This window comes from Bradyrhizobium sp. CSA112 (genome assembly GCF_029051645.1).
Lineage (GTDB): Bacteria > Pseudomonadota > Alphaproteobacteria > Rhizobiales > Xanthobacteraceae > Bradyrhizobium.
The window spans coordinates 639,361-665,387 of the sequence record NZ_JAACFS010000001.1; the positions used below are offsets into that span (position 1 = coordinate 639,361).

22 protein-coding genes are annotated in these 26,027 nt (G+C 61.5%); 13 read left to right on the plus strand and 9 right to left on the minus strand.

Going from position 1 to position 26,027, the window contains the following annotated elements; all coding sequences use genetic code 11:
* The first annotated feature begins 7 nt into the window (after positions 1-7).
* The 8 genes from GWE18_RS03180 (at position 8) to GWE18_RS03215 (ending at position 9,700) form a co-directional block, all read left to right on the plus strand.
* Complete coding sequence (locus GWE18_RS03180) at positions 8-706, plus strand: phosphatidylserine decarboxylase (protein ID WP_275184331.1); 699 nt, start codon at positions 8-10, stop codon at positions 704-706.
* Positions 707-784: 78 nt separating this feature from the next.
* A complete protein-coding gene (locus GWE18_RS03185) occupies positions 785-1,669 on the plus strand; it encodes a phosphatidylcholine/phosphatidylserine synthase (RefSeq protein WP_275184662.1) in 885 nt (294 codons plus the stop codon).
* A 127-nt stretch (positions 1,670-1,796) separates the two neighbouring features.
* Positions 1,797-2,516, plus strand: coding sequence for an RraA family protein (locus GWE18_RS03190; protein WP_275184332.1), 720 nt, complete (start codon positions 1,797-1,799; stop codon positions 2,514-2,516).
* Between the two features lie 40 nt (positions 2,517-2,556).
* Positions 2,557-3,525, plus strand: coding sequence for a tripartite tricarboxylate transporter substrate-binding protein (locus tag GWE18_RS03195; protein ID WP_275184333.1), 969 nt, complete (start codon positions 2,557-2,559; stop codon positions 3,523-3,525).
* Between the two features lie 402 nt (positions 3,526-3,927).
* Positions 3,928-4,701: a MotA/TolQ/ExbB proton channel family protein gene (locus GWE18_RS03200; protein ID WP_275184334.1), complete on the plus strand. Its 774-nt coding sequence runs from the start codon at positions 3,928-3,930 to the stop codon at positions 4,699-4,701.
* Positions 4,702-4,734: 33 nt separating this feature from the next.
* Entirely contained in the window at positions 4,735-5,562 is an 828-nt protein-coding gene (locus tag GWE18_RS03205; protein ID WP_275184335.1) for a flagellar motor protein MotB, read from the plus strand.
* 159 nt (positions 5,563-5,721) lie between these two features.
* Positions 5,722-7,620, plus strand: coding sequence for a potassium transporter Kup (locus tag GWE18_RS03210; RefSeq protein ID WP_275184337.1), 1,899 nt, complete (start codon positions 5,722-5,724; stop codon positions 7,618-7,620).
* 154 nt (positions 7,621-7,774) lie between these two features.
* Positions 7,775-9,700, plus strand: a complete 1,926-nt coding sequence (locus tag GWE18_RS03215) for a potassium transporter Kup (protein ID WP_275184338.1) — start codon at positions 7,775-7,777, stop codon at positions 9,698-9,700.
* Positions 9,701-9,781: 81 nt separating this feature from the next.
* Here the strand turns inward: GWE18_RS03215 and GWE18_RS03220 are convergent, their stop codons facing one another.
* Positions 9,782-10,213 carry a hypothetical protein gene (locus tag GWE18_RS03220; RefSeq protein ID WP_275184339.1) on the minus strand — a complete coding sequence of 144 codons (432 nt, stop codon included), beginning with the start codon at positions 10,211-10,213 and terminating at the stop codon, positions 9,782-9,784.
* 207 nt (positions 10,214-10,420) lie between these two features.
* On the opposite strand from GWE18_RS03220, the gene corA reads away from it, so the two are divergent.
* A complete protein-coding gene (corA, locus tag GWE18_RS03225; RefSeq protein WP_275184340.1) occupies positions 10,421-11,386 on the plus strand; it encodes a magnesium/cobalt transporter CorA in 966 nt (321 codons plus the stop codon).
* Between the two features lie 67 nt (positions 11,387-11,453).
* Here the strand turns inward: corA and GWE18_RS03230 are convergent, their stop codons facing one another.
* Positions 11,454-12,821: an extracellular solute-binding protein gene (locus GWE18_RS03230; RefSeq protein ID WP_275184341.1), complete on the minus strand. Its 1,368-nt coding sequence runs from the start codon at positions 12,819-12,821 to the stop codon at positions 11,454-11,456.
* A gap of 233 nt (positions 12,822-13,054) precedes the next feature.
* Here GWE18_RS03230 and GWE18_RS03235 point away from each other — a divergent pair, with 233 nt between their 5' ends.
* The 3 genes from GWE18_RS03235 (at position 13,055) to GWE18_RS03245 (ending at position 16,345) form a co-directional block, all read left to right on the plus strand.
* On the plus strand, positions 13,055-15,247 hold the full coding sequence (locus GWE18_RS03235) for a PAS domain S-box protein (RefSeq protein ID WP_275184342.1): 2,193 nt from the start codon (positions 13,055-13,057) through the stop codon (positions 15,245-15,247).
* Between the two features lie 159 nt (positions 15,248-15,406).
* On the plus strand, positions 15,407-15,610 hold the full coding sequence (locus GWE18_RS03240) for a hypothetical protein (RefSeq protein ID WP_057849928.1): 204 nt from the start codon (positions 15,407-15,409) through the stop codon (positions 15,608-15,610).
* A gap of 255 nt (positions 15,611-15,865) precedes the next feature.
* Positions 15,866-16,345 (plus strand): cyclic nucleotide-binding domain-containing protein, encoded by a 480-nt coding sequence (locus tag GWE18_RS03245; RefSeq protein WP_275184343.1) that lies wholly within the window; start codon positions 15,866-15,868, stop codon positions 16,343-16,345.
* A gap of 96 nt (positions 16,346-16,441) precedes the next feature.
* Here the strand turns inward: GWE18_RS03245 and GWE18_RS03250 are convergent, their stop codons facing one another.
* The 7 genes from GWE18_RS03250 to GWE18_RS03280 form a co-directional block, all read right to left on the minus strand.
* A complete protein-coding gene (locus tag GWE18_RS03250) occupies positions 16,442-17,248 on the minus strand; it encodes a transporter substrate-binding domain-containing protein (protein WP_275184344.1) in 807 nt (268 codons plus the stop codon).
* Positions 17,241-17,600 carry a cytochrome c gene (locus tag GWE18_RS03255; protein ID WP_275184345.1) on the minus strand — a complete coding sequence of 120 codons (360 nt, stop codon included), beginning with the start codon at positions 17,598-17,600 and terminating at the stop codon, positions 17,241-17,243. Before GWE18_RS03255 ends, GWE18_RS03250 begins: the two co-directional genes overlap by 8 nt.
* A gap of 85 nt (positions 17,601-17,685) precedes the next feature.
* Positions 17,686-19,425 (minus strand): PQQ-binding-like beta-propeller repeat protein, encoded by a 1,740-nt coding sequence (locus tag GWE18_RS03260; protein WP_275184346.1) that lies wholly within the window; start codon positions 19,423-19,425, stop codon positions 17,686-17,688.
* Between the two features lie 530 nt (positions 19,426-19,955).
* The gene (locus GWE18_RS03265) at positions 19,956-21,011 is read right to left on the minus strand and encodes a fatty acid desaturase (RefSeq protein ID WP_275184663.1); all 1,056 of its coding nucleotides are present in this window, start codon (positions 21,009-21,011) and stop codon (positions 19,956-19,958) included.
* A gap of 465 nt (positions 21,012-21,476) precedes the next feature.
* Positions 21,477-22,508 (minus strand): MBL fold metallo-hydrolase, encoded by a 1,032-nt coding sequence (locus GWE18_RS03270; protein ID WP_275184347.1) that lies wholly within the window; start codon positions 22,506-22,508, stop codon positions 21,477-21,479.
* Between the two features lie 348 nt (positions 22,509-22,856).
* The gene (locus tag GWE18_RS03275) at positions 22,857-23,228 is read right to left on the minus strand and encodes a nuclear transport factor 2 family protein (RefSeq protein ID WP_275184348.1); all 372 of its coding nucleotides are present in this window, start codon (positions 23,226-23,228) and stop codon (positions 22,857-22,859) included.
* A 204-nt stretch (positions 23,229-23,432) separates the two neighbouring features.
* A complete protein-coding gene (locus GWE18_RS03280) occupies positions 23,433-24,671 on the minus strand; it encodes a vanadium-dependent haloperoxidase (RefSeq protein ID WP_275184349.1) in 1,239 nt (412 codons plus the stop codon).
* Positions 24,672-24,941: 270 nt separating this feature from the next.
* Between GWE18_RS03280 and GWE18_RS03285 the strand changes: the two genes are divergently transcribed.
* Entirely contained in the window at positions 24,942-25,988 is a 1,047-nt protein-coding gene (locus tag GWE18_RS03285; RefSeq protein WP_275184350.1) for a cyclase family protein, read from the plus strand.
* The last annotated feature ends 39 nt before the right edge of the window (positions 25,989-26,027 follow it).

Sequence of the window (26,027 nt, forward strand, 5' to 3'; positions counted from 1 at the left end):
AGCCTCGATGTCGATTGCGAACTCCATCCGCGCGCAGATCCCGCCGATCCATCCCGAGGGCTATCCCTTCATCGGCGGCTTTGCGCTGGTCAGCCTGATCCTGTTCTGGATCTGGACGCCGCTCGGCTGGATCGCCACGGGGTTGACCGTGTGGTGCGCGCTGTTCTTCCGCGATCCCGTCCGCGTCACGCCGGTGCGCGACGGCATCGTGGTATCGCCGGCCGATGGCCGCGTCTCGATGATCGCGCAGGTGCTGCCTCCGGCCGAACTCGGTCTCGGCGATCGGCCTCTGCCGCGCGTTTCGATCTTCATGAGCGTGTTCAACTGCCATGTGAACCGCAGCCCGGTGGCGGGCCGCATTGACCGCATCGCCTACCGGCCCGGCACCTTCATCAACGCCGAGCTCGACAAGGCCAGCGAAGACAATGAGCGCAATTCGCTGGTCATCTCGACGACCAACGGACGGATCGGGGTGGTTCAGATCGCGGGCCTGGTGGCGCGGCGGATTGTCTCATTCGTGCGCGAAGGCCAGTCGATCGGGGCGGGCGAACGGTTCGGCCTGATCCGTTTCGGCTCGCGTCTGGACGTTTATCTGCCCGAAGGCACCCGATCGCTGGTTTCCGAGGGCCAGACCGCGGTTGCCGGCGAGACGATTTTGGCTGATTTCGGCTCCAGCGAGCAGGGCCGGACGTTTCGCGCCGATTAACCAGTCCCAGCCACCAAAATGGGTTGGCCGCCGCCAATGGCGGACAAGGCCGGCGCTTGCTATATAGTAGCAGCCATGCTGACCCCAGATCCCAAGTACCCTGAACTGCGCCGCCGCCGGTTTCGCCCGATTCCGGTGCGGATGCTGGTGCCCAACGTCATCACCCTGCTTGCGATCTGCGCCGGGTTGACCGCGATCCGGCTGTCCATGGAAGGGCGGATGGAGCTCGCGGTCGCAGCCATCGTGTTCGCAGCCGTTCTCGACGGCGTCGACGGCCGCGTCGCGCGCATGATCAAGGGGCAATCGAAATTCGGCGCCGAGCTCGACAGCCTCGCGGACTTCGTCAATTTCGGCGTTGCGCCCGGCCTGATGCTGTATTTCTGGCAGCTCCAAGAGCTGAACAATGGCGGCTGGATCGCGGCGATGGTGTTTGCGATCGCGGGCGGCCTGCGGCTGGCGCGCTTCAATGCCAGTATCGACGATCCGAATAAACCCGCCTTTGCGGCGAACTACTTCACCGGCGTGCCGGCGCCGGCCGGCGCCATCCTGGCGATGCTGCCGTTCTATCTGGCGTTCCTCGGCGTCTCGAAGCCGCCGGCCATGCTGACCGCGGCCTATACGCTTTTGATCGCGTTCCTGATGGTGTCGCGGCTGCCGGTCTTTTCCGGCAAGACGGTGCGGATGCGGGTGCCGCCGGAAATGGTGTTGCCGGTTTTCGTCTCTGTCGTGTTCTTCGTCGCGCTCCTGATCGGCTATCCCTGGCACATTCTGTCGATCGGCTCGGTGCTCTACCTCGCGAGCCTGCCCTGGGGCTGGAAGTCCTATCGCGACCATGAGCGCAGAGCCGCACCAGCGCAGCCGTCCGCCACGGCTGAAGTCGCCGCGGCGCAAACGCCGGCGCCATCCTTTGCGCCGACCACCCCGAGCGATACCGAAGACGAGCGGCCGGCGCGGCTGAACTGAGCGCGCCCGTAATCTGATATCTGCCATGAGCTGAGGCCGAGTTGGGTTCACGTCCAATCTCGGCTATAGGGCTTATGGATGCACGGCTTTCGAAAACAGCCGGCCAAAGAAATCGGGAGAAAACGCCGTGAACAAAGCCGTGACCGCCCCGTTGCCTGCTTCCGTCCTCGAGGCGCTGGCGCGCTATGACACGCCGACGATCTGCAATGCGATGGAAATCGTCGCACCCGAACGCCGCCTGATCGGCTACACGACCAAGCCGCTGGTTTGTCCGTTCCCCGACCTGCCGCCGATGGTCGGTTATGCCCGCACCGTGACGATCCGCTCGGTGCTCAAATCCACCCTTCCGCCCGACGAGCAGGCACGCCGTCGCATCGCCTATTACGAATATGTCGGCACCGGTTTCGGCCCGCGCATCACCGTGATCCAGGATATCGACGGCGCCGATGTCGGCTACGGCGCGTTCTGGGGCGAGGTGCAGAGCAATGTGCACAAGGCGCTCGGCTGCCTCGGCGTTATCACCGACGGCTCGATCCGCGACATCCCGCAATGGGCGCCGGGCTTCCAGGCGCTGGCCGGTTCGATCGGGCCGTCGCACGCCTGGGTCCATGCCGAAAACTGGGGCGGCGAGGTGCGCGTCGCCGGCATGACCGTGCATTCCGACGATCTCATCCACGCCGACCAGCACGGCGCCATCGTGATCCCCGTCGACATCGCGGCGAAGATTCCGGAAGCCGCCGAACTTTGCGGCCGGCGCGAAACGCCGATCCTGGAGATCGCGCGCAGCCCGGACTTCACGCTCGAAAAACTGAAGGAGGCGCTGAAGCGCTCGGCGGAGATTCACTGACGAGAAGTCGGAATTCCTGAGACAGGCGAGGGGGAACGTCATGCGAGGATTTTGGGCGGCGCTGTCGTTGTTGATCCTCTCCGGCGTCGCGGTTGCACAGGCGCAAACCTACCCCTCGCGGCCCATCACGCTGATCGTGCCGTTCCCGCCGGGCGGATCGACTGATACCGCCGCCCGGATCATGGCCGAGCGGATGCGCGCTACTCTCGGGCAGTCCGTCGTGATCGAAAATGTCGGCGGCGCCGGCGGCAGCATCGGCGTCGGCCGCGTCGCTCGTGCCGCGCCTGACGGTTACACCTTCGACATCGGGCAATGGGACACCCATGTCGGCAGCATCATCTACAAGCTCGATTATGATCTCGAAAAGGATTTCGAGCCGATCGCGCTTGTTTCAAACAATCCCCAGCTCATGGTCGCCAAGAAAGATCTGCCGGCGAACACGCTTGCCGAGCTGGTCGCGTGGATGAAGGAAAATCCCGGCAAGATCAATTTCGTCAACCAGAATGCGGCGGCGAACGTCACCGGCGTGCTGTTCGAGAGCCTGACCAAGCAGAAAGTGCAGTTCATTCCCTATCGTGGGGCGGGACCGGCGATGACCGATCTCGTGTCCGGCACCGTGGACTTGCTGGTTGTGCAGGGCGCAGTGGCGCTGCCGCAGATCCGCGCCGGAAAGATCAAGGCGCTTGCCAATCTCTCGCCGGCGCGCTCGGCCTCGATGTCCGATATCCCGACTGCGGATGAGAGCGGCGTGGCCGGCCTCTATATGTCGGGCTGGTTCGGCTTCTGGGCGCCGAAGGGCACGTCAAAGGATGTCATCGCCAAGCTCAACGCCGCGACGGTAGAGGCACTGGCGGACCCGGCGATCCAGAAACGGTTTAGCGAACTGGGCCTCGACGTCGCGCCGCGCGCGCAGCAGACGCCGGAAGGACTGGCCGCCTTCCAGAAGGCCGAGATCGAAAAATGGTGGCCGATCATCAAGGCCGCCGGCATCGGCGTGCAGGCACAGTAATCTGGCGGGCCGAGGTCGATTGGCCTAACCCGTCATTGCGAGCCACCCGGTCGGCGCGTAGCGCCGCCGGATGACAGGCTCCGCGAAGCAATCCATATCGCGGCAAAGCGGATAGATGGATTGCTTCGCCGCTTCAGCGCAAAATTGCTTTGCAATTTTGTCGCGAGCTCCTCGCAATGACGGCGAGAAATGGGGACGGCGACGAAAAACCACCGCCGCACTATGGTTAGCGAATCCTTGAGATTGTGCGGGCCGTCTGCCCGCAATTCTACGACCGCGCTTTAGGTTTAACCTTTACGCGTCTTTAATGGCGCGGTCGTAGGGTGCCTCGTGCGCAGGTTCCAGATGAGCCGCGCGACCGTCCAGGACGGCCGGTAGTTCGCGTATGCGTTGGAGTGCAGAATGGATATCACCACGCTCGTTGGCCTGATTGCCGGCTCGATCGTCCTGTCGACGCTGATTCTGATGGGCGGTGATTTCCGGATGTTCTACGACATCCATGCCGTCATCATCATCTTCGGCGGCTCGACCGCGGCGACACTGATCCGCTTCCCGCTCAGCGCGATCCTGCACGGCATGCCGCTGGGTGCAAAATTCGCCTTCACCATGAGCCGTCTCTCGGCCCGCGATCTGGTCGACGAACTCGCCCGCATCGCGGAAATCGCGCGCAAGCAGGGGCCGGTCGGCCTGGAAAAAGTCGAGACCGACGAACCCTTTCTCGCCAAGGGAATCCGCTACGTCGCCGACGGCTATGATCTCGAATTCATCCGCGACAACATGGAGCGCGACCGCGACAACTTTTTGATGCACCTGAACGAGGGTTCGAAGATCTATCGCGCCATCGGCGATTGCGCGCCGGCATTCGGCATGATCGGCACGCTGCTCGGGATGGTGCAGATGTTCTCGAACATGTCGGACCCGTCGAAACTCGGTCCCTTCATGGCGGTAGCTTTGCTGGCGACGCTTTACGGCGCGGTCGTCGCGAACCTGATCTGCCTGCCGATTGCCGACAAGCTGCATGGCAAACTGATCGACGAGGAGACCAACCGCACGCTGATCATCGACGGCATCCTGATGATACGCGATTCCAAGAGCCCGGCCTTGGTGCGAGAAATGCTGTTGGCCTATCTGCCCGAAAAACATCGCGACGAAGAAGGCGAACTGGCTCCGGCCTGATCAGCTGATAGCATCCAGGCGCGGACATAAAGCATGGCCAAGAAAAAACGCGAAGAGGCGCATGGCGGTCACGGCTGGTTCGTGACGTTCGCCGACCTGATGGCGCTGTTGCTGTCGTTCTTCGTGATGCTGGTTGCGTTCTCCAGCCAGGACCAGCAGAAGCTCAAGATCGTCGCCGGCTCGATGCGCGAAGCGTTCGGCGTGCAGACCGAGTCCCGGTATTCGGGAATCGTCGAATCCGATGGCCTGCCGACGCGGCCGAAGCTGAAGAATGTCGAGCACATTGCGCCCGAGGATTCCTCCAATACCCCGACGCCCGACGACAAGGACCGTCAGCGTGAAAGCGGCGCCCGACTGAAGGTCGATCGCGAGTTCGCGCTCGCCTCGGCCTCATTGCGCCAAGCGCTGCAGGACATGCCGGAACTGACCGAAATGTCCAAGCACATCATGTTCGAGGAAACCAAAGAGGGACTCAATCTCGAAATCGTCGACCAGGAGGGCCGCTCGATGTTCGCCGACGGCTCCAAGGTGCCGTACGACCGCACCCGCCGGCTGATCCAGAAACTGGCCGTGCCGTTGAAGGCGACACCGCTGCGGGTCAATATCGTCGGCCACACGTCTGCCGGCTTCTTGCCGGCGCGCAGCGATTATAGTGCGTTCGATCTGTCGGCGGACCGCGCCAATGCCGTGCGCCAGATCCTCGAACGCGAGGGACTGCCGGCATCTCACATCTTTGCCGTCGGCGGCAGGGCCGACAGCCAGCCATTATTTCCCGACGATCCGACATTGCCTGCAAATCGTCGCGTCACCATCACACTGATGCGCGAAAATCCGCCGCTTCCGCCAAACTTGAAGCCATAGCGTGCGACTACCATAATACCATCTTGCCATTTCGATGGAATCTGCTTTGCGTAAGCTCCGCATCGCGTGTGGTGCTATGCTTGTCGATGATTGACAGGCGGCGCGGAAGCGTCGATAGCCGCCCGGATCAATTCAACGACGAGAACGTTCCTCTCCATCATGACTGTCAGCGTCACATCCACTGAGGCCCATGAGGGGCAGGCTACCTCTGGCTTTTGGGCCTTGACACTGGGCAGTATCGGCGTCGTGTTCGGCGATATCGGCACTTCGCCGCTGTATGCGTTTCGCGAGGCCGTCACCCACGCGGCCGAAGGCCAGCCGGCGTCACGCATCATCGTACTCGGCGTGCTCTCGCTGATCCTGTGGTCGCTTTTGATCGTCGTCACGGCCAAATACGTGCTGCTACTGTTGCGCGCCGACAACAACGGCGAGGGCGGCACGCTTTCGCTGATGGCGCTGGGACAACGGGCGCTGGGCCGCCGAAGCTGGGTGTTGCTGGCGCTCGGTGTGGTCGGCGCCTCGATGTTCATCGGAGATTCCATGATCACGCCGGCGATCTCGGTGTTGTCGGCGGTCGAAGGTCTCAAGCTCGTCACGCCCGCGCTCGAACATTATGTGGTGCCGCTGACGATCTTCATTCTGGTCGTGCTGTTCTCGGTGCAGAACAGCGGAACCGCGCGCGTCGCCTCGCTCTTTGGGCCGGTCACGGTGATCTGGTTCGTGGCACTGGCGGTGATGGGTCTCGTCCACATCAGCGACGATCCTACGGTGCTGCTGGCGATCAATCCCTGGTATGCGATCCAGTTCATGCTTTCCCACGGCGTCGTCGGACTGGTGACGATGGGCCTGGTGTTTCTGGCAGTGACAGGCGGCGAGGCGCTCTATGCGGACCTCGGCCATTTCGGACGCAAGCCGATCCAAACCGCATGGCTCTGCTTCGTATTGCCGGCGCTCTTGATTAATTATTTCGGCCAGGGCGCGCTGGTGTTGTCCGATCCATCGGCGATCACAAACTCGTTCTACCGGATGGTTCCGGAGATCCTGGTATTGCCGCTGGTGGTGCTCGCAACCGCAGCGACCGTCATCGCGAGTCAGGCGGTGATAACAGGCGCGTTTTCTCTGATCCGCCAGGCGGTGCAGCTCGGGCTCTTGCCGCGGTTCGAGGTGCGCTACACCTCGGAAACGCATGCCGGCCAGATCTACCTGCCGCGCGTCAACCGCCTGCTGCTCATCGGGGTCGTGCTGCTGGTGCTGTTGTTCCGCACCTCGAGCGGCCTTGCCTCGGCCTATGGCATCGCCGTCTCCACCACCATGGTGGTCGACGGCATCATGGGTTTTGTCGTGATCTGGAAGCTGTGGAACTGGCGCGCGGCGACAGCGGCGGCCGTGATCCTGCCCCTCGTCGTCGTCGACATGAGCTTCTTTGCCGCAAACCTGCTGAAGCTGTTCGAAGGCGCCTGGGTGCCGCTGCTGTTCGGCGTCGCCGTGGCGGTGATGATCTGGACCTGGCGCCGGGGTGCCGCGATCCTGACCGCGAAGACGCGGCGCATCGAGGTGCCGTTGGCGGACCTGATCAAGAGCCTGGAAAAGCGACCGCCCCATATCGTCAAGGGCACGGCGGTGTTCCTGACCTCCGATCCAAGCTTCGTGCCGACCGCGCTGATGCACAACCTCAAGCACAACAAGGTGCTGCACGAGCACAATGTGATCCTGACCATCGAGACCGCGCAGACGCCGCGCGTCGATCCGTCCGAACGCGTCAAGATGGAAGCTATCAGCGAGAAGTTCTCCACGGTGCGGCTGCGGTTTGGCTTCATGGAATCGCCGAACGTGCCCAAGGCACTGGTGATCGCACGCAAGCTCGGCTGGCAGTTCGACATCATGGCGACATCGTTCTTCGTGTCGCGGCGGTCGCTTAAACCCTCGGCGCAGTCCGGCATGCCGCTATGGCAGGATCACCTGTTCATCGCCATGAGCCGGTCGGCCAACGATGCCACCGACTACTTCCAGATCCCGACGGGGCGGGTTGTGGAAGTCGGAACTCAGGTAACTATTTGACTTGATGCGAAATTTGGAACGGTGAGCTTCCGCTACCCATGCGAGTGGTGCATACCGGAGGCCTGAATTCCGGCTAACCTGTTCAGGTGTGGCGGGAGTATAGGGCTGCCGTTCTGCATTGTGCGTTGCAGCAAACAACCGAGGCTCACATCCCATGTCATCTGAAAGTGCGATCCCCGCGGCGGAAACGCCCGCGGCCAATGGGCATGGCGAAACGCATTCCACCGCCACCTTCAAGGCCCTGATGCTCGGCAGCATCGGCGTCGTCTATGGCGATATCGGCACCAGCCCGCTCTACGCCTTGCGCGAAGCCATTGTCGCGGCCAGCGAGCACGCCGGTACGGCCAGCCCGCAGGCGGTACAGGGCGTATTGTCGCTGATCCTCTGGGCGCTGATCGTGGTGGTGACGCTGAAATACGTCGTCATCCTGCTGCGCGCCGACAACAACGGCGAGGGCGGAACGCTGGCGCTGATGGCGCTGGCGCAGCGTGCGGTCACCAAGGGCGGCGGCGCAATCGTGCTGCTCGGCATCATCTCCGGCGCGTTGTTTTACGGCGATGCGGTGCTGACGCCGGCGCTGTCGGTATTGTCGGCGATCGAGGGCATCAAGCTCGTCACGGTGACCTTCGAGCACTATGTCGTGCCGCTGACATTGGTGATTCTGGTGGCGCTGTTTGCGGTCCAGTCCCACGGCACCGCGCGCGTTGCCGCATTCTTCGGACCGATCATGTGCGTCTGGTTCGCCGTCATCGCGATCGCGGCCGTGCCGCAGATCGCGCGCCACCCCGAAGTGCTGTCGGCGTTCAACCCGCTTCATGCCGTCTCCTTCATGCTCCATCACGGCATGATCGGCTTCATCACGCTCGGCGCAGTGTTTCTCGCCGTCACCGGCGCGGAGGCGCTCTACGCCGACCTCGGCCATTTCGGCAAACGGCCGATCCAGACCGCATGGCTGTTCATCGTGCTGCCGTCGCTGGCGATAAACTATCTGGGGCAGGGCGCGCTGCTGATTGCCGATCCCAAGGCGATCGAGAACCCGTTCTTCCTGATGTTCCCGGACTGGGCGCTGATCCCGATGGTGACGCTGGCGACGGCGGCGACCGTGATCGCGAGCCAGGCCGTCATCACCGGCGCCTATTCGCTGACGCGTACGGCGATCCAGCTCGGCCTGATGCCGCGGTTCGAAATTCGCCATACGTCGGAAGCCCATTCCGGCCAGATCTACATTCCGCGCATCAACATGCTGCTGTTCATTGCGGTGATGCTGCTGGTGGTCCTGTTCCGCTCGTCGAGCGCGCTGGCTGCGGCCTACGGCATTTCGGTGACCGGGACCATGGTGGTCACGGCGATGATGGGCTTTGTCGTGATCTGGCGGGTCTGGAAATGGTCGCCGATCGCGGCCGCAGCCTTGATAGCCCCGTTCTTGTTCCTCGACATCACCTTCCTCGCGGCCAACCTGTTGAAGGTGTTCGAGGGCGGCTGGGTGCCGCTGGCGCTCGGCGGCATCGTGATGCTCTTGATGTACACATGGCGTCGCGGCAGCCGGCTATTGTTCGAGAAATCGCGCAAGCTGGAATTCCCGCTGGCCGAGCTGGTGGCGATGCTGGAGAAGCGCCCGCCGCAGCGGGTACCCGGCACCGCCGTGTTCCTGACCTCCGACCCCGAATGCGCGCCGACGGCGCTGATGCACAGCCTGAAGCACTACAAGGTGCTGCACGAGAAAAACGTCATTCTCACCATCGAGACTGCGCCGACGCCGCGGATCGACGACGCCGAGCGGGTACGGATGGAGCAGCTCAGCGAGACCTTCTCCAAGATCACACTGAAGTTCGGCTTCATGGAATCGCCCAACGTGCCGAAGGCGCTGGCGATCGCCCGCAAGCTCGGCTGGCAGTTCGACATCATGTCGACGTCGTTCTTCCTGTCCCGCCGCGCGCTCAAGCCGGCCGCGCATTCGGGCATGCCGCGCTGGCAGGATTTGCTGTTCATCCGCCTCAGCCAGTCTGCCAACGACGCCACCGACTATTTCCAGATTCCGACGGGGCGGGTGGTGGAAGTGGGAACGCAGGTCACGATCTAGCGGCGAGACCCATAAACGCCGATCGTCGGTCGATGTCCGCCTTGAAGCCCGAAGCGGACAAGGCGAATTAGCGCTCTTCGACTATGGGCAAACGCCAATTTTTCGGAGCCGCTTTGCCCCGATTAAGGTTTGATACTCAGCAAGCTCGAGGAATTGGGCCAACGGCCAGATCACCGGTTCTGACTGCTTTTTGCTCAGATGAATGGCATGGTCCTCACCGAGGTGAAGTGCGACATGCGCTCCCCAAGGATTTTGGGTCCGATTGAAAAGCAAAAGGTCGAGTGGCCTCAAGTCGTCTGACACCACATAGGTCTCGCTGCTGTCCTCCCACAGGTTACTTGACCGAAATGGAAATATTTCAAATCCGAAGTGCTTGAGCAGAGCGTACGCGAAATTCTGGCAGTTCGGGCTTTCGGAAATGCTTGGCAGCGTCGGCGTGTTCGAATCGTGGTTTTGATCGAACCTAATTTGCCAGAAGTGCTCGGGTATCATGTCAGCCGAGATCCTCGTCATCAATTAACCCCTTACGCCCGATCTACGAAGCTCAGGCTCCGACTGTCACTATACTGAACCAAAGAAGAGATGTCGCCTTTGGCCCGACCCTGTCGAAATGAGCGCCGCGACAAGTCGCAGCCGTCATCTTCTGGCTATGAGTTCTGAGCCCAGGCAATTTACGTGATAGGATGGTGCCCCGCTCAATAAGTTCGGAGGAAGCTCGTTGTGAGCGTCGTGGCAGCCCATCTGTATCGCAATGGCAAGAAAGCAAAAGCCGTTTCATTGGACGAGCCCATCGATTGCAGGGGCAAATCCGAGTTTGTCTGGATCGGATTGTTCGAACCTTCGCAGCGAGAGCTTGAGCAACTTGAGAAGAATTATGGGCTTCATCCTCTTGCGATTGAGGACGCATTCAAAGCGAACCAAATACCGAAGGTTGATGTCTATGGCGACCAACTGTTTGTGATGACACGCACCGCTCACCTCGAGCACGATCATATAGCCTACGGCGAAACCGCAATTTTTGTTGGGAAGAACTTCATCATTTCGGTTCGGCATGGCTCGGCACGGGCGCATAGCGAGCTTCGCGCGCAACTCGAAGCGGCGCCTAGCCTGCTGGGCCAGGGCCCGGACTACGTTCTCCACGCCATCCTCGACTTTATCGTTGATGGCTATCTGCCGATTGTCGAAACGATCGAGGAACGCGTTCTGGTCATGGAGCAAAGCGCACTCGACAGCTTCCTCAGCCGCGCAGAGGTCAAGCGAATCTTCGGGCTGCGACAAGAACTCATCCGTTTTAAGCGGATCATCGGCCCCATGATGGAGGTCTGCGGCCGTCTCGTACACCTCGATACGCCGTGTCTCGACGCCAACGCTCGTCCCTATTTCCAGGACGTCCTGGACCATGTGCGACGCGTCGATGCGATGGTGAACTCCTTGCGAGACGTTCTGACTTCGGTTTTTGAGGTGAGCAATCTACTGGAGCAGCAGCGTCAAGGCGTGATTACGCGGCAGTTGGCTGCCTGGGCGGCGATACTGGCCGTACCCACCGCGATCGCCGGGATTTACGGCATGAACTTCGAAAATATGCCCGAGTTGAAGACTCAATACGGCTACTTTGTCGTCGTTGCTATTATCGCTCTGCTTTGCACGGTGCTTTACTTGCGCTTCAAACGCGTGCGATGGCTATGACAGCAGTAGCTCGCTGATTTTCCGGGTTGGCAGCAATTCATCTATCACAGCGCGGCCGAATGCTCCGCTATCCGCGAATCACCGCATTGGCTTTCTCGGCGGCGCTAGTCATCGCAACCTTCGCCGGTCTCGCTCCAGAGACCACTTCATTTACGCCGATCATGAAAGCGTCCAGGATCGGTCTCGATTGCGGATGGAAAAGGATCGCCTTGGCGCGGTCAACATCGGCATTCTGCAAGTTGGTCAGCGCCGCCTCCGCGGCTTGGGCGCCGAACGCCTTCTTGAAGTCCTCGCTCGACCAGGCCGATGTGCGTGTCGTCGCCAGCCCCGCTGCGGCGGTCCGCATCGAGGTCGGCTTGCTAGTCGCCCACAGCAGAAACAGGAAAGCCGCCCGCTTGTTTCGCGATCTGGAATTGATGCACACCTGCCAGTGCGACATGAACGGCACGGACTTGCGACCGGCGATATGCGGATGAGCAGCGAACACGGCCTGCCTGACGACCTGGCTCTTCGCCGGATTGGAGATGTCGGTAGCGAAGTTGCTGCTGTCGATCGCCATCGCCGTCTTGCGCTGCAGGAAGTCGTCCAGCACGTGGTACCATTCGTAGCCGCCCACACCGCGAGGCCCGGCTTGACTGAGCAATCGACCGAACATCTCGACGGCCGCGATCGCCTCGGGGCTCGCGAAAGCGGCCCTGTTGTCCTTGACCATGTCCCCGCCATAGGAGAACACGAAGCTCATGGCCGGCACAGACGAATTGCCGCCGGCCTGGGCCCGCATGGCGATCCCGGACATCTCATTGGTCTTGATTGCGTTGGCGGTGGCGAGCAACTCATCGAAAGTCTGGGGAACGGGCAGGTTCTTGGCTGCCAGCGCATCGCCGTTGATGAACAAGGTTACCGCCTCTGAAGTGATCGGGCAGGCGTAGCGTTCTCCGTCCCGCCACAACGGAAAGGCGCGAGCTGTCTTGAGAAGGTCGCTCTCGTCATACCAGCCGAGATCGGTCAGCGACCTGTCGGAATAATAGGCGTTCAGCGGCTCGAGCCATCCTGCCGAGATGCCCTGGCCATAGGTCGTAAACATGAAGACGTCGGGTGTACCGGCGCCACGGGCAAGCTGGATCGGCAGCGCGCCCAGATACGTGGTCTCCAATCGGAAGTCCGTAACGACGCTGATACCGGTGAGCTTGGTGAAATCCCACAAGAGCGGAGTGATCGCGTTCGACCAGGGATGGATCGCGCCCGCGAGCGTGACCGTCTGCCCCGCAAATTGCTTCCAATCTATCGCAGCGTTGGCATAAATCGCGGCCACATCCTCTGCGAAACCCCACCGCGGCAGCAGGGCGAGGGCCGGCAACGCCGCCCCCAATCCCTTGACGAAGCTGCGCCGGCTAGCCGGCCCTCGACCGCGCGGCGACTTTTCACCCGGAGCCATGCGGGTTGCTCCTGCCTGAGGATAGGCCCTCACAATACGCGAGCGCGCTGCCCGTGACGTTCTGGCCGTTGCGAGGGAACTGACGGGCTCCCTGAGCCAGTGTAATCTGCGCGGCCGAGTAGCCGGTTTCCTACTTCACCCGCGCGGGCCTGGCTATGTTTCGATTATACTAGCAATACTTTGCGGCGGCATCAGAAAACAGCCGCTCTCGCGAGCATCGAAGGCTTAAGGCCATGTCAATCCCTCTGAGCCAGTCCTCTCGGTGGTTTGCTCGTCCGCTGACGCTCGTGGTCGTGGTACTTCTGGCTGTGGTTGCCGCGACCGGGTTTCTCGCCATCCAATATCGTCAGGAGCGACAAGCGGCAGATCTCTTGTTCGAGCGGAGTCGCCAGGTGCTCGAGACGCTGGAGCGGCTGCGGACGGTCATCGCCGACGTGGAGGCCCAAAGGCGCGGGTATCTGCTGACTCTCGACCCCTCATATCTCAAGGCCTACGGCGTCTCCGACGAAAGCGTGCGCCGAGACGCCCAGGCGCTGCAGGCTCTGGTAGCGAGCGATCCATTGCAGAACCATCGTGCCGGACATCTGGCGCTGACCGTTACAGCAAAGCTGCGCGAGATCGATGACATCGTCAAAACTGCCAGCACCTCCGGGCTGGCGGCGCTGGCGATGATCCGCAGCCTGGACGAGATAAGGTCGCAAATCGACCAGATGGTGGATCACGAGCGCTTCCTGCTCGTGGATCACGAGAAGCGCGCCGAGGCACTCGAGCGACGCAAAACCTGGCTGATTGCTGCGGCCGTCGTCATTGTCGCAACCTTGGCAGGGGCGGCGTTGGCGCTTGCACGGCTTGAAGCGAGACGGCGTAGAAAAGCGACAGAGGAGAACGTTCAGCTCCAGAACGATGTCGCAGAGCGCGAAAAGAAGATCCGGCGCCTGGTCGACGCCAACATCATCGGGATCATCATCTGGGAAGTGGACGGACGCATTCTTGAGGCCAACGACGCGTTTCTCCGCATGGTGGGATACGACCGGGAGGATCTCACCGCGGGTCGCCTGCACCGGGCAACGCTGACGCCGCCGGAATGGCACGAGCGCGACGCGCGCACCGAGGCGGAGCTCAGGCGGAGCGGGACTGCGCAACCATTCGAGAAAGAGTACGTGCGAAAAGACGGAAGCCGCGTCCCCGTGCTGATCGGCGGGGCGACGTTCGAGGAAGGTGCAAATCAAGGCGTTGGCTTTGTCCTCGATTTGTCCGAGCGCAAGCGGGCGGTAGAGGCGCTGCGGCAGAGCGAGGAGCGCTTTCGCACCCTCGTGCAGTTTTCCTTCGACGTGTATTGGGAGACCGATGCGCAACATCGCTTTATTCACCAGGAGTTCGCGGACAGCCTTGCCGACGCGCCGGCGTCGGGCTCCGAGATCGGTAAGACACGTTGGGAAGTGCCTTACCTGGAGCCTGATGAAGAGACCTGGCGCAAGCACCGGGAGACGCTCGACGCCCACCTGCCGTTCCGTGATTTTGAGCTCGCGCGCCTAGCTCCCGACGGGAGCAAGCGTTACGTGTCTGTCTCCGGGATGCCTGTGTTTGACGATACGGGGCGCTTCGTCGGCTACCGCGGCGTCGGGCGGCACATCACCGAACGCAGGCTTGCCGAAGAAGCCTTGCGCGCCATGCAGGCGGAGCTCGCGCACGTCAATCGCGTCACCACGATGGGACAACTGACGGCCTCGATCGCCCATGAGGTCAACCAGCCGATCGCCGCGACGGTCACCAACGCCCAGGCCGCCCTGCGCTGGCTGCGCGCTCAACCGCCCAATCTTGGCGAGGTTCGCGACTCCCTCGGCCGTATCGTCGAGGACGGCCAGCGCGCCGGCAACGTCATCGGCGGGATCCGGGCCCTCATCAACAAGTTGCCGCCGCGAAGGGATCGCTTCGACCTCAATGAAGCCATCCTGGAAATGGTCGTGCTGACCCGAAGCGAAGTGCTCAAGCATGGCATCTCGCTTCAGACCGAGCTCGCGCCCGGCTTGCCGATGGTGGAAGGCGATCGTACTCAGCTACTGCAGGTGATCCTGAACCTGATCATCAATGCCATTGAAGCCATGGACGGCATCGACTGGGGGACGCGCGAGCTCCGGATCAACACGGGGAGGGATGCCGCCGGCGGCGTACTCGTCACGGTTCGCGATTCCGGCCCGGGCCTGGACCCGGCGGATGTAGAGCACGTTTTCAAGGCCTTCTACACGACCAAGCCCAAGGGCATGGGCATGGGCCTCGCTATCTGCCGGTCGATGGTCGAGGCTCACGGGGGCCGGATGTGGGCAAGCGCGAATGAGCCCCGCGGCGCCGTCTTTCAATTTACCCTGCCGCTGGAACGAGACGAGAGCATTCCAGCCCAGCACGTCCGGTCCAATCCGGCCGCATGAGATTTCAGGTTGCGAAAAGCAAATTGAGACCCGTTCCTGCTCCATACTCCAGGCGGCCCGCTGCAGCGCAAACCTGAGCCGCCAGTGATCTCCTTCACAAAGCTTGCGTGTGAAATGCGATAGACAGCTCCGGCAAGCGAGATCAGGCCGGAGCAGCAGGTGAAACGCCAGCTCTCAGCATTGGAAAAGCAAGCTGCTGACGCATTGCGCCGTGCGAGAAGGTTGCCTGTCGGTGCGGCCCGCAATGACTTGCGGCAGCTTGCCATGGGGCTGCTCTGGCTGCACCGGAACGGCATGGACGCGCTGATGAAGCAGCGCCCGACGTCGCAACTGCCTTCAGACGGCGAGGGTGTCGGTCAGTAAAGCTGCCCGATCGACTCGAGAAGCAACGTCACACTTTCTTCAAAAACTGCGTGCTAGGTAGAGCCGGATCGTCATGGCCGGATGTACGCCGTGGCTTCTCGAGCCCCGGCTTCATGCCGGGGTTTTTCGTTTTGCCGGCTCGATCGGCAGCCCGACACTTCGCGCGAGTATTCTTCTCAGACAAGTACTCTTCTCAGATACGTCCTGTCGGTTTGGCCCGCTTGCCGCGTCCGGCAGCGGGAGTATGTTACGCTGATGGCTGTCAGCTCTCCCGATCTGAAAGCGTTCTTGGCCGCCAGCCCTTTCTTCGGCGGCCTCTCGGACGCAAGCCTCGATCTCCTGGCGTCGATGCTGGTCGAGCGCCGGTTCGACGCCGGTGCCACTGTGGTCGCGGAAGGAGAGCCGGGGCGCTCGATGTTTATTGTTCACTCCGGCGAGCTGGTGGTGAGCAAACTGGGAGATTCCGGGCGCGTCATTCGCATGGCGGATCTCATGCCTGGAGATTTTTTCGGCGAAATGACGCTTATCGAAATGCAAAATCGATCGGCCACCGTTGTCGCGGAGAGCCCAACCGTGCTGTACGAGCTCACGGCCCAAAAACTCTACACGTGCTACAAGTCCGACATCCATGCGTATGTGATGGTGATGCAGAACATCAACCGCGAGCTTTGCCGGCGGCTTCGACGCGCCGATAATCGTATTGCCGAGCTGCAGATGCATCACGCGAGGCAATGACGCAGATTTCGCGCGCGTCGCCCATGTCTCAGTTGGGGTCGTTCTCAGACATCGGCGTAAGTTTCGTAACAATCCGCCCAAACCGATACCGCAGCCTCACTGCGGAGGTCGCAGCTCGATGCCGTAACGAGCATAGATCCGCGCGATGGTGCCATCGGCGAGCAGGGCCTCGATCGCCGCATCAACCCGCTGTTGCAGCTTGTCGTCGGGGCGAAGCAGTCCGGCCGCTATGTTCCAATTCAAATCCTGGTCGTTGTCGAACGCCGGAATCAGGCGCAGCGGTTTGTCGGCATGCTGCAGGTTGAACCAGCCGACTGTCATCGGTGTAACGGCGGCTGCCTCGATCTCGCGATTGGCCAACGCTGCAACAATATCGTCCTCGAACACGAACGGAGACGTGGCAGTGCCGCCCTTGGCGAGTATCATGGAGACCAATGAGCCGACCGCGACCCCGACCCGCTGATCGGAACCGAGACTTGCCAGCGATGACGCCGGCGAATCGCCGCGCACCGCGAGCACGACGCCGCTGCGATGATAGGGACGCGAAACCCGCACACCGCCCGCGGGCGGTATATCCTTGCGGGCGATGACGTCGAGCACGAGATCGCAATCGGCGCGGCGATACTGGATCGCACTGACCACCCACTCCCGCGTCAGCTTGACACCGAGTTGCGCGGCAATCTTCTCGCCGAGTTCGATCTGAAATCCCGGGACAGGCCCGGCCTTGCTTGCAAACGGCAGCGCGTTGGGGCTGGCGCAGAGCGTCAACGCGCCGCGTTCGATGACGGTTTCCAGCGAGCGGGCATCCGCCGACGCGTTCCAGAGCATCAGCAGCGAGAGGCTTGCCGTGTATCTGATGAGGCGATATCGCGGTCCCCACGCTGCGGAAAACGCTCTAATCATCGAGCCCTCGGATGTAAGCCAGGATCGCGATGATCTGGCCGTCACTGAACACCCCACCATACGCTGGCATGGCGCCCGTCTTGCCCTTCTTGATGCGCTCGATGATGTACTCGTCGCTGCGCTCCGACTTCGACAGCTTCGGACCCCGGCCGGCATGGCGGCCGCCATCCTGGTGACAAAAGCCGCAGGCGGTAGCGAACATTTTCCCACCTTCGATGTCGTCCGGCGAGGCTTCGGCTTGCGGCAGCGGATTTGTCGTGCCCGCTGGGGTGGACCGTTGGGCAGACGAGGCGACTGGCAGCCATGGCCAGATGACGGCCAGGGAAGCAACAATTACAAACTGTATGCGCATTCCAGCATCCGTAAGCACCGCAAGGGCGGCAAGGTCTTGACCGCAAGGGCGGCAAGGAGATCAATCCCTGCCGCCCACGCCATCGTTACTGTCTGAGCGCGAAGACAACCAGGGCTCCAGTGTTCTTCGGCATGCTCTTGAAGGGCTCGCCAAAGAGCGCGACAAACTCGTCGGCCACCAGGCTGCCCCAGCCCGCCGGTACGGCGATGTACTGCTTGCCACCGGCCATGTAGCTGATGATGCCGGCATTATGTCCCATGCCGTTGTTGCGCGACCACAGCTCTTCGCCGGTATCCGCATTGTAGGCGTGCACGATGCCTTCGGAATCCGGCACGAATACCAGATTGCCGGCGGTGGCGAGAACGCTGGCGAGCGGCGGTTGCTTGTAGGTGACCTCCCACTTCTTGGCGCCGGTCACTGGATCGCGAGCGCTAAGATGACCACGGGCCGGCCCGTCCGGAGGCGGTATAGCCTTGAACGTGGCGCCGAGGTTGAGCTGGGCCATCGGCTCCAGGATCGGTGTGGTCTTCTCGACGGTCAGCTCCATGCACCACTCCTGCCCGATCCGGTAGAACAGCCCGTTCTTGGGGTTGTAGGCGCCCGAGTTCCAACTGATGCCGCCCATGATCGCCGGGCACAATGGCGGGTCCACCTTGCCTTCCGAGAGGTCGCGGCGACCGATCAATTCGCCGGTTTTCGGATCAATACTCTTGACGAAGTTGATGTTCTTTACCAGCGGCCAGACGTTCTCGATCTTGGCGTTGGAACGATCATAGACGAAGACGTATCCGCTCTTGTTGGCGTGCACGACGAGCTTCTTGCCGCCACGTTCGATCATGACGAACTCGCCCACCGAAGAGTCGAAGTCCCAGGCATCGTGCGGCAGCTCCTGATGATAGAACTTGAGCTTGCCGGTATCGGGATCGAGCGCGATGACCGATGTCGTGTAGAGATTGTCGCCCGGCCGCGGTCCGCTCTTCTTCCAGTCCGCGCCCGCCCAGTCGTAGAGCGGCGCCGGGTTGGCGGTGCCCCACCACACCGTATTGGTTTCCGGGTCATAGGTTCCGGGCATCCAGCCGCCGCCGCCGCCGGTCCGCCAGGAGTCGCCGCCCCAGGTCTTCATGGCCTCTTCGGTACCGGCGACCGTGAAGAACTCCCATTTCTTCTGTCCGGTCTTGCCGTCCACGCCGAAGATCGGTCCGCGATGGGGCCATTCGCCGCCCTGGGCGCCGATGATCACCTTGTCCTTCACCACCAGCGGTGCGCCGGTGAAGCCGACGGTCATCTTCTTGGAGTCCAGCAGCTTGGTGTCCCATACCGGCTTGCCGTCCTTCAGGTTGAGCGCGATCAGGCGCCCATCGACCGTGCCGACGTAGAGATTGCCGTGTCCGATGGCGATGCCGCGGTTGTACGGCGAGTGCGTTTGCTTGGAGACCAGCTCTTCGTCGAGCTCCGGCGCGTAGGCCCAGATTGTTTTGCCGGTCGCCCCGTCCAGCGCGTAGATACGGCTGTAGGAGCCCGAATAGTACAGCACGCCGTCAAGGGCCAGCGGCGTTGACTGAATGCCGCGGGTGGCGCGCTCCGGGAAATGCATCCAGGCGACTTCAAGATTCTTGACGTTGCCGGTGTTGATCTGGTCGAGGCCGCTGTAATGATAGGACTTGTAGGTGCCGTGATAGGTCGGCCAGTCGTTCTGGGCCGCCTCGGCATTCAGGGCCGCGTCTTGGGGCTGCGTCGGCGCTTGAGCGTGCGCCGGCGAGGCAGTGACCAGGGCAGCCACCGCCAGCGCGGCGCAGCCGGCGAGATATCGCTCATGGAAAGTCATCTGTATCCTCCCCTTGTCGTTTGTTTGTTGGCCGATTTTCGTCGCTTGCAGGATGCTCTGGCGTCAAAGCCTCATAGGGTCAGAAGTTTACGGTCAGGAGTTCGAGATAGATGGCATAGGCCGGCGGGACTACCGTCGTGAGGAGACGGCAGCACGTCTGGTCGGCTGAATGAGAATTTGTTGTCGAGAAGGGCGCCATTCAGGGCGGGGCGGCACACGCCTTCATGGCCAGGACTTGCCTGCCCCATGCTGCGCCCGGCGATGTCGGTGCGGTGCACCATGACACGTCCCTCGATGCGCGCTCATTAGTTGACCGGATTGTTGTTTTTTTGTGGAGCGGCGCTAGCTTGCAGCGGCAACCTTGAACTGAAGTCCTGGTCATTCCGGCTACGGCGCGCGGCAGCGCCGGCCGCACATTCGCGCATGCCGCGCTGCAGGACCAAGCGCCTTACGACTTAAGCCGGATATGACGTTATGTCTGAAAGCCGCGACCGCTACGGCGATGGGGCGGCGAGATTTGGCGCTGCTTCCTAAAAGTCCCGCGCCCTGATTTCCCGGAACGACACCAAGCGGCGCTGCGCTTCGTCCCATAGCACAAGCCGTACACACCGAAAGCTCTGCAGCAGCGTTATGCGACCGACGTCGCGCAGTTCAGGGTGATCGCGCAGCACGCGCGGCAGCCGGTAATAGGGAATACGGCTGGAAAGGTGATGCACGTGGTGAACACCGATGTTGGCCGTGAACCAGCGTAGCAGCGCCGGCAGTTCGTAATGGGAGCTACCGTGCAGAGCGGCTTGATGCAGGTTCCAGCTCTCGTCGCGCTCCCAGGTCGTGTGCTCAAATTGGTGCTGCACGTAGAACAGCCATACGCCGGCGGTGGCGGCGAGGAGGATAATCGGAAGGTGCACGAGCAGGACCGCCTTGATGCCGATAAACCATGTGAGCGTAGCGACGATGACGGCAATCGCGAGATTGGTTGCCATCGTACTGGCCCAAGGCTGCCAACCATTGCGCATGAGGCCGACCGGGAGCCTTTGTTGCAAAAGAAACAGATAGGCTGGTCCGACCCCGAACATGATCAGCGGGTGGCGGTAAAGGCGGTATTTCAGGCGACCCCACCAGGAAAGGGCGCGGTATTCGCGCACGGTCAGCGTATCGAGATCGCCGGTACCGCGGCGATCGAGGTTGCCGGTGGTGGCATGATGCGTCGCATGCGAGCGTCGCCAGCAGTCGTAGGGCGTGAGCGTAAGCACGCCAATGACGCGGCCGACCCAGTCATTCGCCAGACGGCTGGCGAAAAAGGTGCCATGACCGCAGTCGTGCTGGATCATGAACAGGCGTACGAGAAAGCCAGCAGCCGGAATCGCGATAAGTAATGAAGCCCAGGCATGGCCAAGGGAGAACGTGAACCAGGCCGCGGTCCACAACATGGTGAGCGGCAAAGCTGTGATCGCCAGCTCGGTAATGCTGCGCAGCCGATTTGGGGTGCTGTAGTCGTTCAAAATGCGCTTCCAACGCCGCGCATCGAGGACGTCATCGCCGCCACTGGGAGGCCCAAAGCTCTCTTGCCTGTCAGACCACTGCACAGCGCTCTTTTGCACGGAGATATTCCTTCTGACTGTGCACGGAAGATCGAAGCACCGATGGATCGGCACCTTCGTCGGTTGATCGATTTTTTGGAGAAGGGTCTGAAACGTGCGCGCCTGCGAGTAGCGCAAGGCAAAGCGGCCCAGTCTTTCGGCCAAGTGTCGACAGCCCGACATATGGACACGAATGGGGATGACGTCAAGGACTCCAACCCCGTGTGTTACCGGGGGGTTCCCCTAGGGGCATTTTTGGACGTGAGCGGTTGGCGGATGAAGTCCGCTTTGCCCCCGGTCAACAGACATCGCCGGCGCGGCCCTTCACTTCCCGAAAGGTGGTCAATTTCTGACCTTCAGGCGCATCTCTGAGAGGTCACCCCTCCGCCGTTTATGGGCAATAGCGTCATCTCGTCCTGCGCTGTCGATCGTGCTCAGGCGCGTTGAGCGCCTTCACAGGCGCGAAAGCTTCTACCGTTGGTTCCGCGCCTGGCGAATGCCGAAGGGGTCTTCGCGGCGAGCGAGGTTTCGATAAGTGGTTAGGTCGTCCTCTTGGAACGCGGGCCCCTCGCCACGTCGGCCAACAGAGCCCGTGCTTGGTCCCAAAGGCAGCGAGGTGCCAACGCCCGCATAAAGGTAGCGATCACCGAACGCCTGCTTCAACGCCGCGAAGGTCGGCTCACCAGTGCAGTGGCCCGGAGCTATGTTTTCAACCTTGAACGTATCCTTGAGCGCTGCCACGGATTTGGAGATGACGTCGTCCGCTGCGACGACGAGATGGAAGCCGCCGGCGATCAGACGAATTTTGGGACTGATGGCCGTCGCCGCCTCGACGATTTTTTCGACCCCCGGGTGCGCGCAGCCGACCACGAGCACTACACCGTCCGAAGTGTTGACAGCCAGGGACAACTCCTTGAGCTCCCTCGTGCCAGGGGCATCGGATACCAGTGCTATCAAGGTAATGCCTGGGGCGATTTCGGTAGTCTTGTCTATCAGCTCGATGTTGGCGCCCTGCCAGGCGGTGCCGAACTTCATGACTTCCGGCGGCCTGCCGTCGTAGTAGCGCATCTCGGGCGGCAAAGTCTCATCCTTGCGGTAGAAGCTCGATGGCAGCGACGAGCCGTAAATGCCGAATCCTTCCCTGGGTGCGTAGATCTTCACCGTCGGATTCACGCTTAGAACATAGTTCAGGCCGGCCATGTGGTCGGAGTGGCGGTGCGACAGGACGACGAAATCGATGTTGGTGAGGTCAATACCCTTCGCCTTGACGTTAGCTGCGAAGATATCTGGATCGTTGCCTGTGTCGAATAGAATTCGTTTACCGGCAACCTCCACGAGCGCGGAGAAGCCCCAATCCTTCTTCATCGCGGCATCGGTGCCGAATGCGTCGTAAAGGATGGTGATCTGGCTGTTGGGCTCAGCCTCGGCCGTTGTAGCAGGGGCAAACATGGCAGCGGCACCGCCAAGTGCGGCCGCAAAGAACAATGCTGCACGAAGTTTCATGGAAGCTCTCCTTCTTTGAGAACACCCCTTGAGTTTGCTTATCGGAACGTCAAGCCACTTCGCGATGGGGCTGCTGCACTAAGCTCGGCACCACGCGGACGATATTTTGATCTATGAAGCTTGTTTGATCAGCCGGTCGCCGTTGCACGCGCCATTCGGGAATTTATCGCAAGGCGCTTTGGCCGCTGATCAGCGCACGCATGAGTACGCCCTATTTTCGGAAGTGTCACGACAAAGTCGCGACGCAAGGCAGAGCGCGCTTGCCCTCAGCTGTGGGTGATATAATGCATAGCGAAGAAAGAGCCTTCTGAAGGAACGATGTCCGCTTCGGGTGCCAACACCAAAATCTCAATCAACGATTTTCCAGTACGAGTCCTTGCGGATCACCTTGCCATTGCGGAACGTATAGAAGTCACAGCCTTGGACCTCCTTTTTCGCACCCTCGCGTGTGGTGCCTGTGAGGGTCCATTTTGAGATGCCGGTATCGGCAGCCGCATCCACAAAATGTTCATCGTTGTCGTAGCGGACATCGGGCAAGCCTTCAAAGCGTGTCGCCAGCGCTTCTCGTACATTCCCCTTGCCCTCGAAACGGGAGCCCCAGGGCCTGCTTCCCCTCGGCATCTCCAAGACGCAATCGTCAGAAAAGCATGCCATGATGCGATCAAGATCGTGCGCGTTGAAGGCTTCACATAGCTCCTTCAGTGCGGCTCGAATGTCCATTTGCCGTCTCCATTCCAGTTGATATATTTTCATTCCAGTTGATATATTTTCGCGTGCGTTCGACGGACCGAAGTGAGCCATTCGCCGCGCGTGAGGGCGATCAACCACTTCCAGTCTATTCCGGTTAGCGAACATTCGCAGGATAAGTTGCGTGAAAGCCCCGGATTCGCATCCGGGGCTTCGCGCGCGATCGGGCTCAAGCGCTCAACGCGTTGGCTTGAGCGTATTCTCGATCATATAGGCCGCAACCTTTCGGCCCACATCCTCGCTGGTGCGGATTGCGAATCTGTAGTGCACGCCGCCCCAGACGCGGACATTCTTCTGCTCCTCGGCCATATCGGCCAGGCTGGCGAACTGCCGCGTTCGCTTCGCATCCCGCACATCAGATGCCGTGAAAGGAATGGCCTTCACGGGACCGAACACCGATTCCAGAACTGCCGACGCAATCGTTGCGTTGATCGTCGCCTGCGAGGGGTATTCGGGATGCATCGGCGTCGGGTTGAACGAGGTCCAGCCGGCATCGCGCGCGGTGGCCTCGTTGCCGTCCTGGTCGCCATTGCGGATTGCGGTGACCGGTCGCCAGAGATTGTAGGTGTATTTTGCGTCCCAATTGACGATGTAGGCGTTCGCCAGACTCATGTTGAGCAGCGCGAACAGTCGGGCACATTCGGCGAGCGGCATCTCCTGCTTCATGGCGAGCTCGCGCGCCGCCGCCTGCCATGCCGGACCAAAATTAATGTTGCCCCAGAAGCTGACCGCCTCGGTCTGCTCAGCGGTACGCGCCATGCTTTTGGTGCCGCCGAGGCTCTTGACCTCGTTGTAGTCCCGGGCCCACTCGGCGCTCGACAGTGCCGGCGGCGGGCCGGGCCGGAACTGGTCGGCACTCCCAAACACCCATGGCTTCGCATGCGCATATTGCTCCAGCATCGGCAGCGTGGTCGGCACATATAGCCCCGGGGCAGTGTGCGGCCGGTAAGTGTCGGGAGCGTTGGTGCGGTCGTTTGCGCGGTCGGCCTGTACCGCGTCGGCGACCGCCATACCCAGCTTGATGCCTTCGTCCTTGGCAGACCCGTCAGGGATCGCCTTGAGCGATGCCGCGTAGGCCTCTTCGATCTTGTCTTTCTTTGCCGGATAGGTCTGAACAAGGATCTGCCGTGCGGCCGCCGCGGCCGCGGCTTCGGCCGACGCGTCCGGAGCAGCCGGAACGGTCGCGACTACGCGGGTGTAGCGGTTATGCACGGTATTGATCGCATCCGACATCGCAACATGCACCATGGCCAGGGTGCGCAGTTTGGGGTTGTTGCCGATGTCGCTGGACACCAGGGTACTGGTGGTCACGTTCCAGTCAGTGACGACATCGGCGCGCGCTGATGCGCTGAGCAGCGCAGCAGCGATGATGCCCGGCAGCAAGGTAGCTGCCGACATTCCTGATACGGATTTCATCGGAAGACTCCGTTTTGCCGCCCACGCGATGGTGTGTTGTTTCACGCCAGGTGGGCATGGGCATTTTAATCCTCGTTGTCGCGCCCTGATGTGAACTGGCTCACCTGTGGTGCGAGACATCCGAGCCAGCTATCGGCTTTTGCCGCACGTGAACCATCCGCGTGCGACGGAATCGGTCGGACGGCCCGATCGACAATCTCGTTGATCCCACCGGCAGCTCAGGCCTAGACTGGGCAAGCTGAGCTATCCATGTCGTTCCAGGAGGATTCCATGAAGGTAGTTTCGCGATTCCTGCTCGCCGTGATCGTTCTCGCATTCGCCGCCGGCAACGGCTATGCGCAGGACGGTGGCATGAAGAAGTGGTCAAAAGGAAAAGGGTGGGGCTGGGTCTGGGGCCCTCAAGACGAGGTCGGAAACCTCAACGAGATGACCGATGCATCACGTTTGGCCGCCTTGAAGCTCGTGACGCAGGGTAAGGTCTACGATCTCGGCCTTCCGTACGACCGCTATTCATACAAATGGCCCGGCCACAGCCCGGGAGAAATCATGAGCTTCCGATCGCCTGCCGGCGTGAGGAGCCAGAAGGATCTATCGTTCACCACGCCGGAGGGCGGCAATACGGGCCTCACAGCCTGGCATAGCAACGCGATCTTCATGAACGATAATGTGGCGACCCAGATTGATGGACTCGGCCACATCACGCACGGACCGAAGAACGAATTTTACAATGGTTTCACGTCCGACGAGTGGGGCGGCGACTTCGGCGTTCGCAAGGCCGACGTGACGACGATCCCGCCGATCGTCGCCCGGGGCGTGTTGGTCGACGTTGCGGGCTTCAAGAACATGGAGGCCCTTCCGTCTGCCTACGAGATCACTGTCGCTGATATCGAGGGCGCGTTGAAGGCGCAGAACGTCGACGTTACCCCGGGCACAGTCGTTCTGCTGCGCACGGGAACCGCGCGCTACTGGGGCGAGAACGGCCGCGACCACGCCAAGATCGGCCAGCACGATTCAGCAGGCATCGGCCTGACAGCCGCAAAGTGGCTCGTCGAGGAGAAGGGCGCGCTTGTGCTCGGTTCCGATACGTCGGGGCTCGAATATGGGCCGCCGAAGCCGGCCGACTCTCAGGCCGTTGGCGGCAGCTTCATCCCGGTCCACGTCTATCTGCTGGTCCAGCAGGGCGTCCACATCCTGGAGTTCAACAACCTCGAGCGGCTCGCTGCAGATCGGGTCTACGAGTTCGCCTATATCCTGACCACAAACGCCATCCGCGGCACCGTGGCCGGCACGACGCTGCGGCCGCTCGCGCTCCGTTAGTCGAACGTAGCGATTGGCGACCGGGCGACCTATCAGATT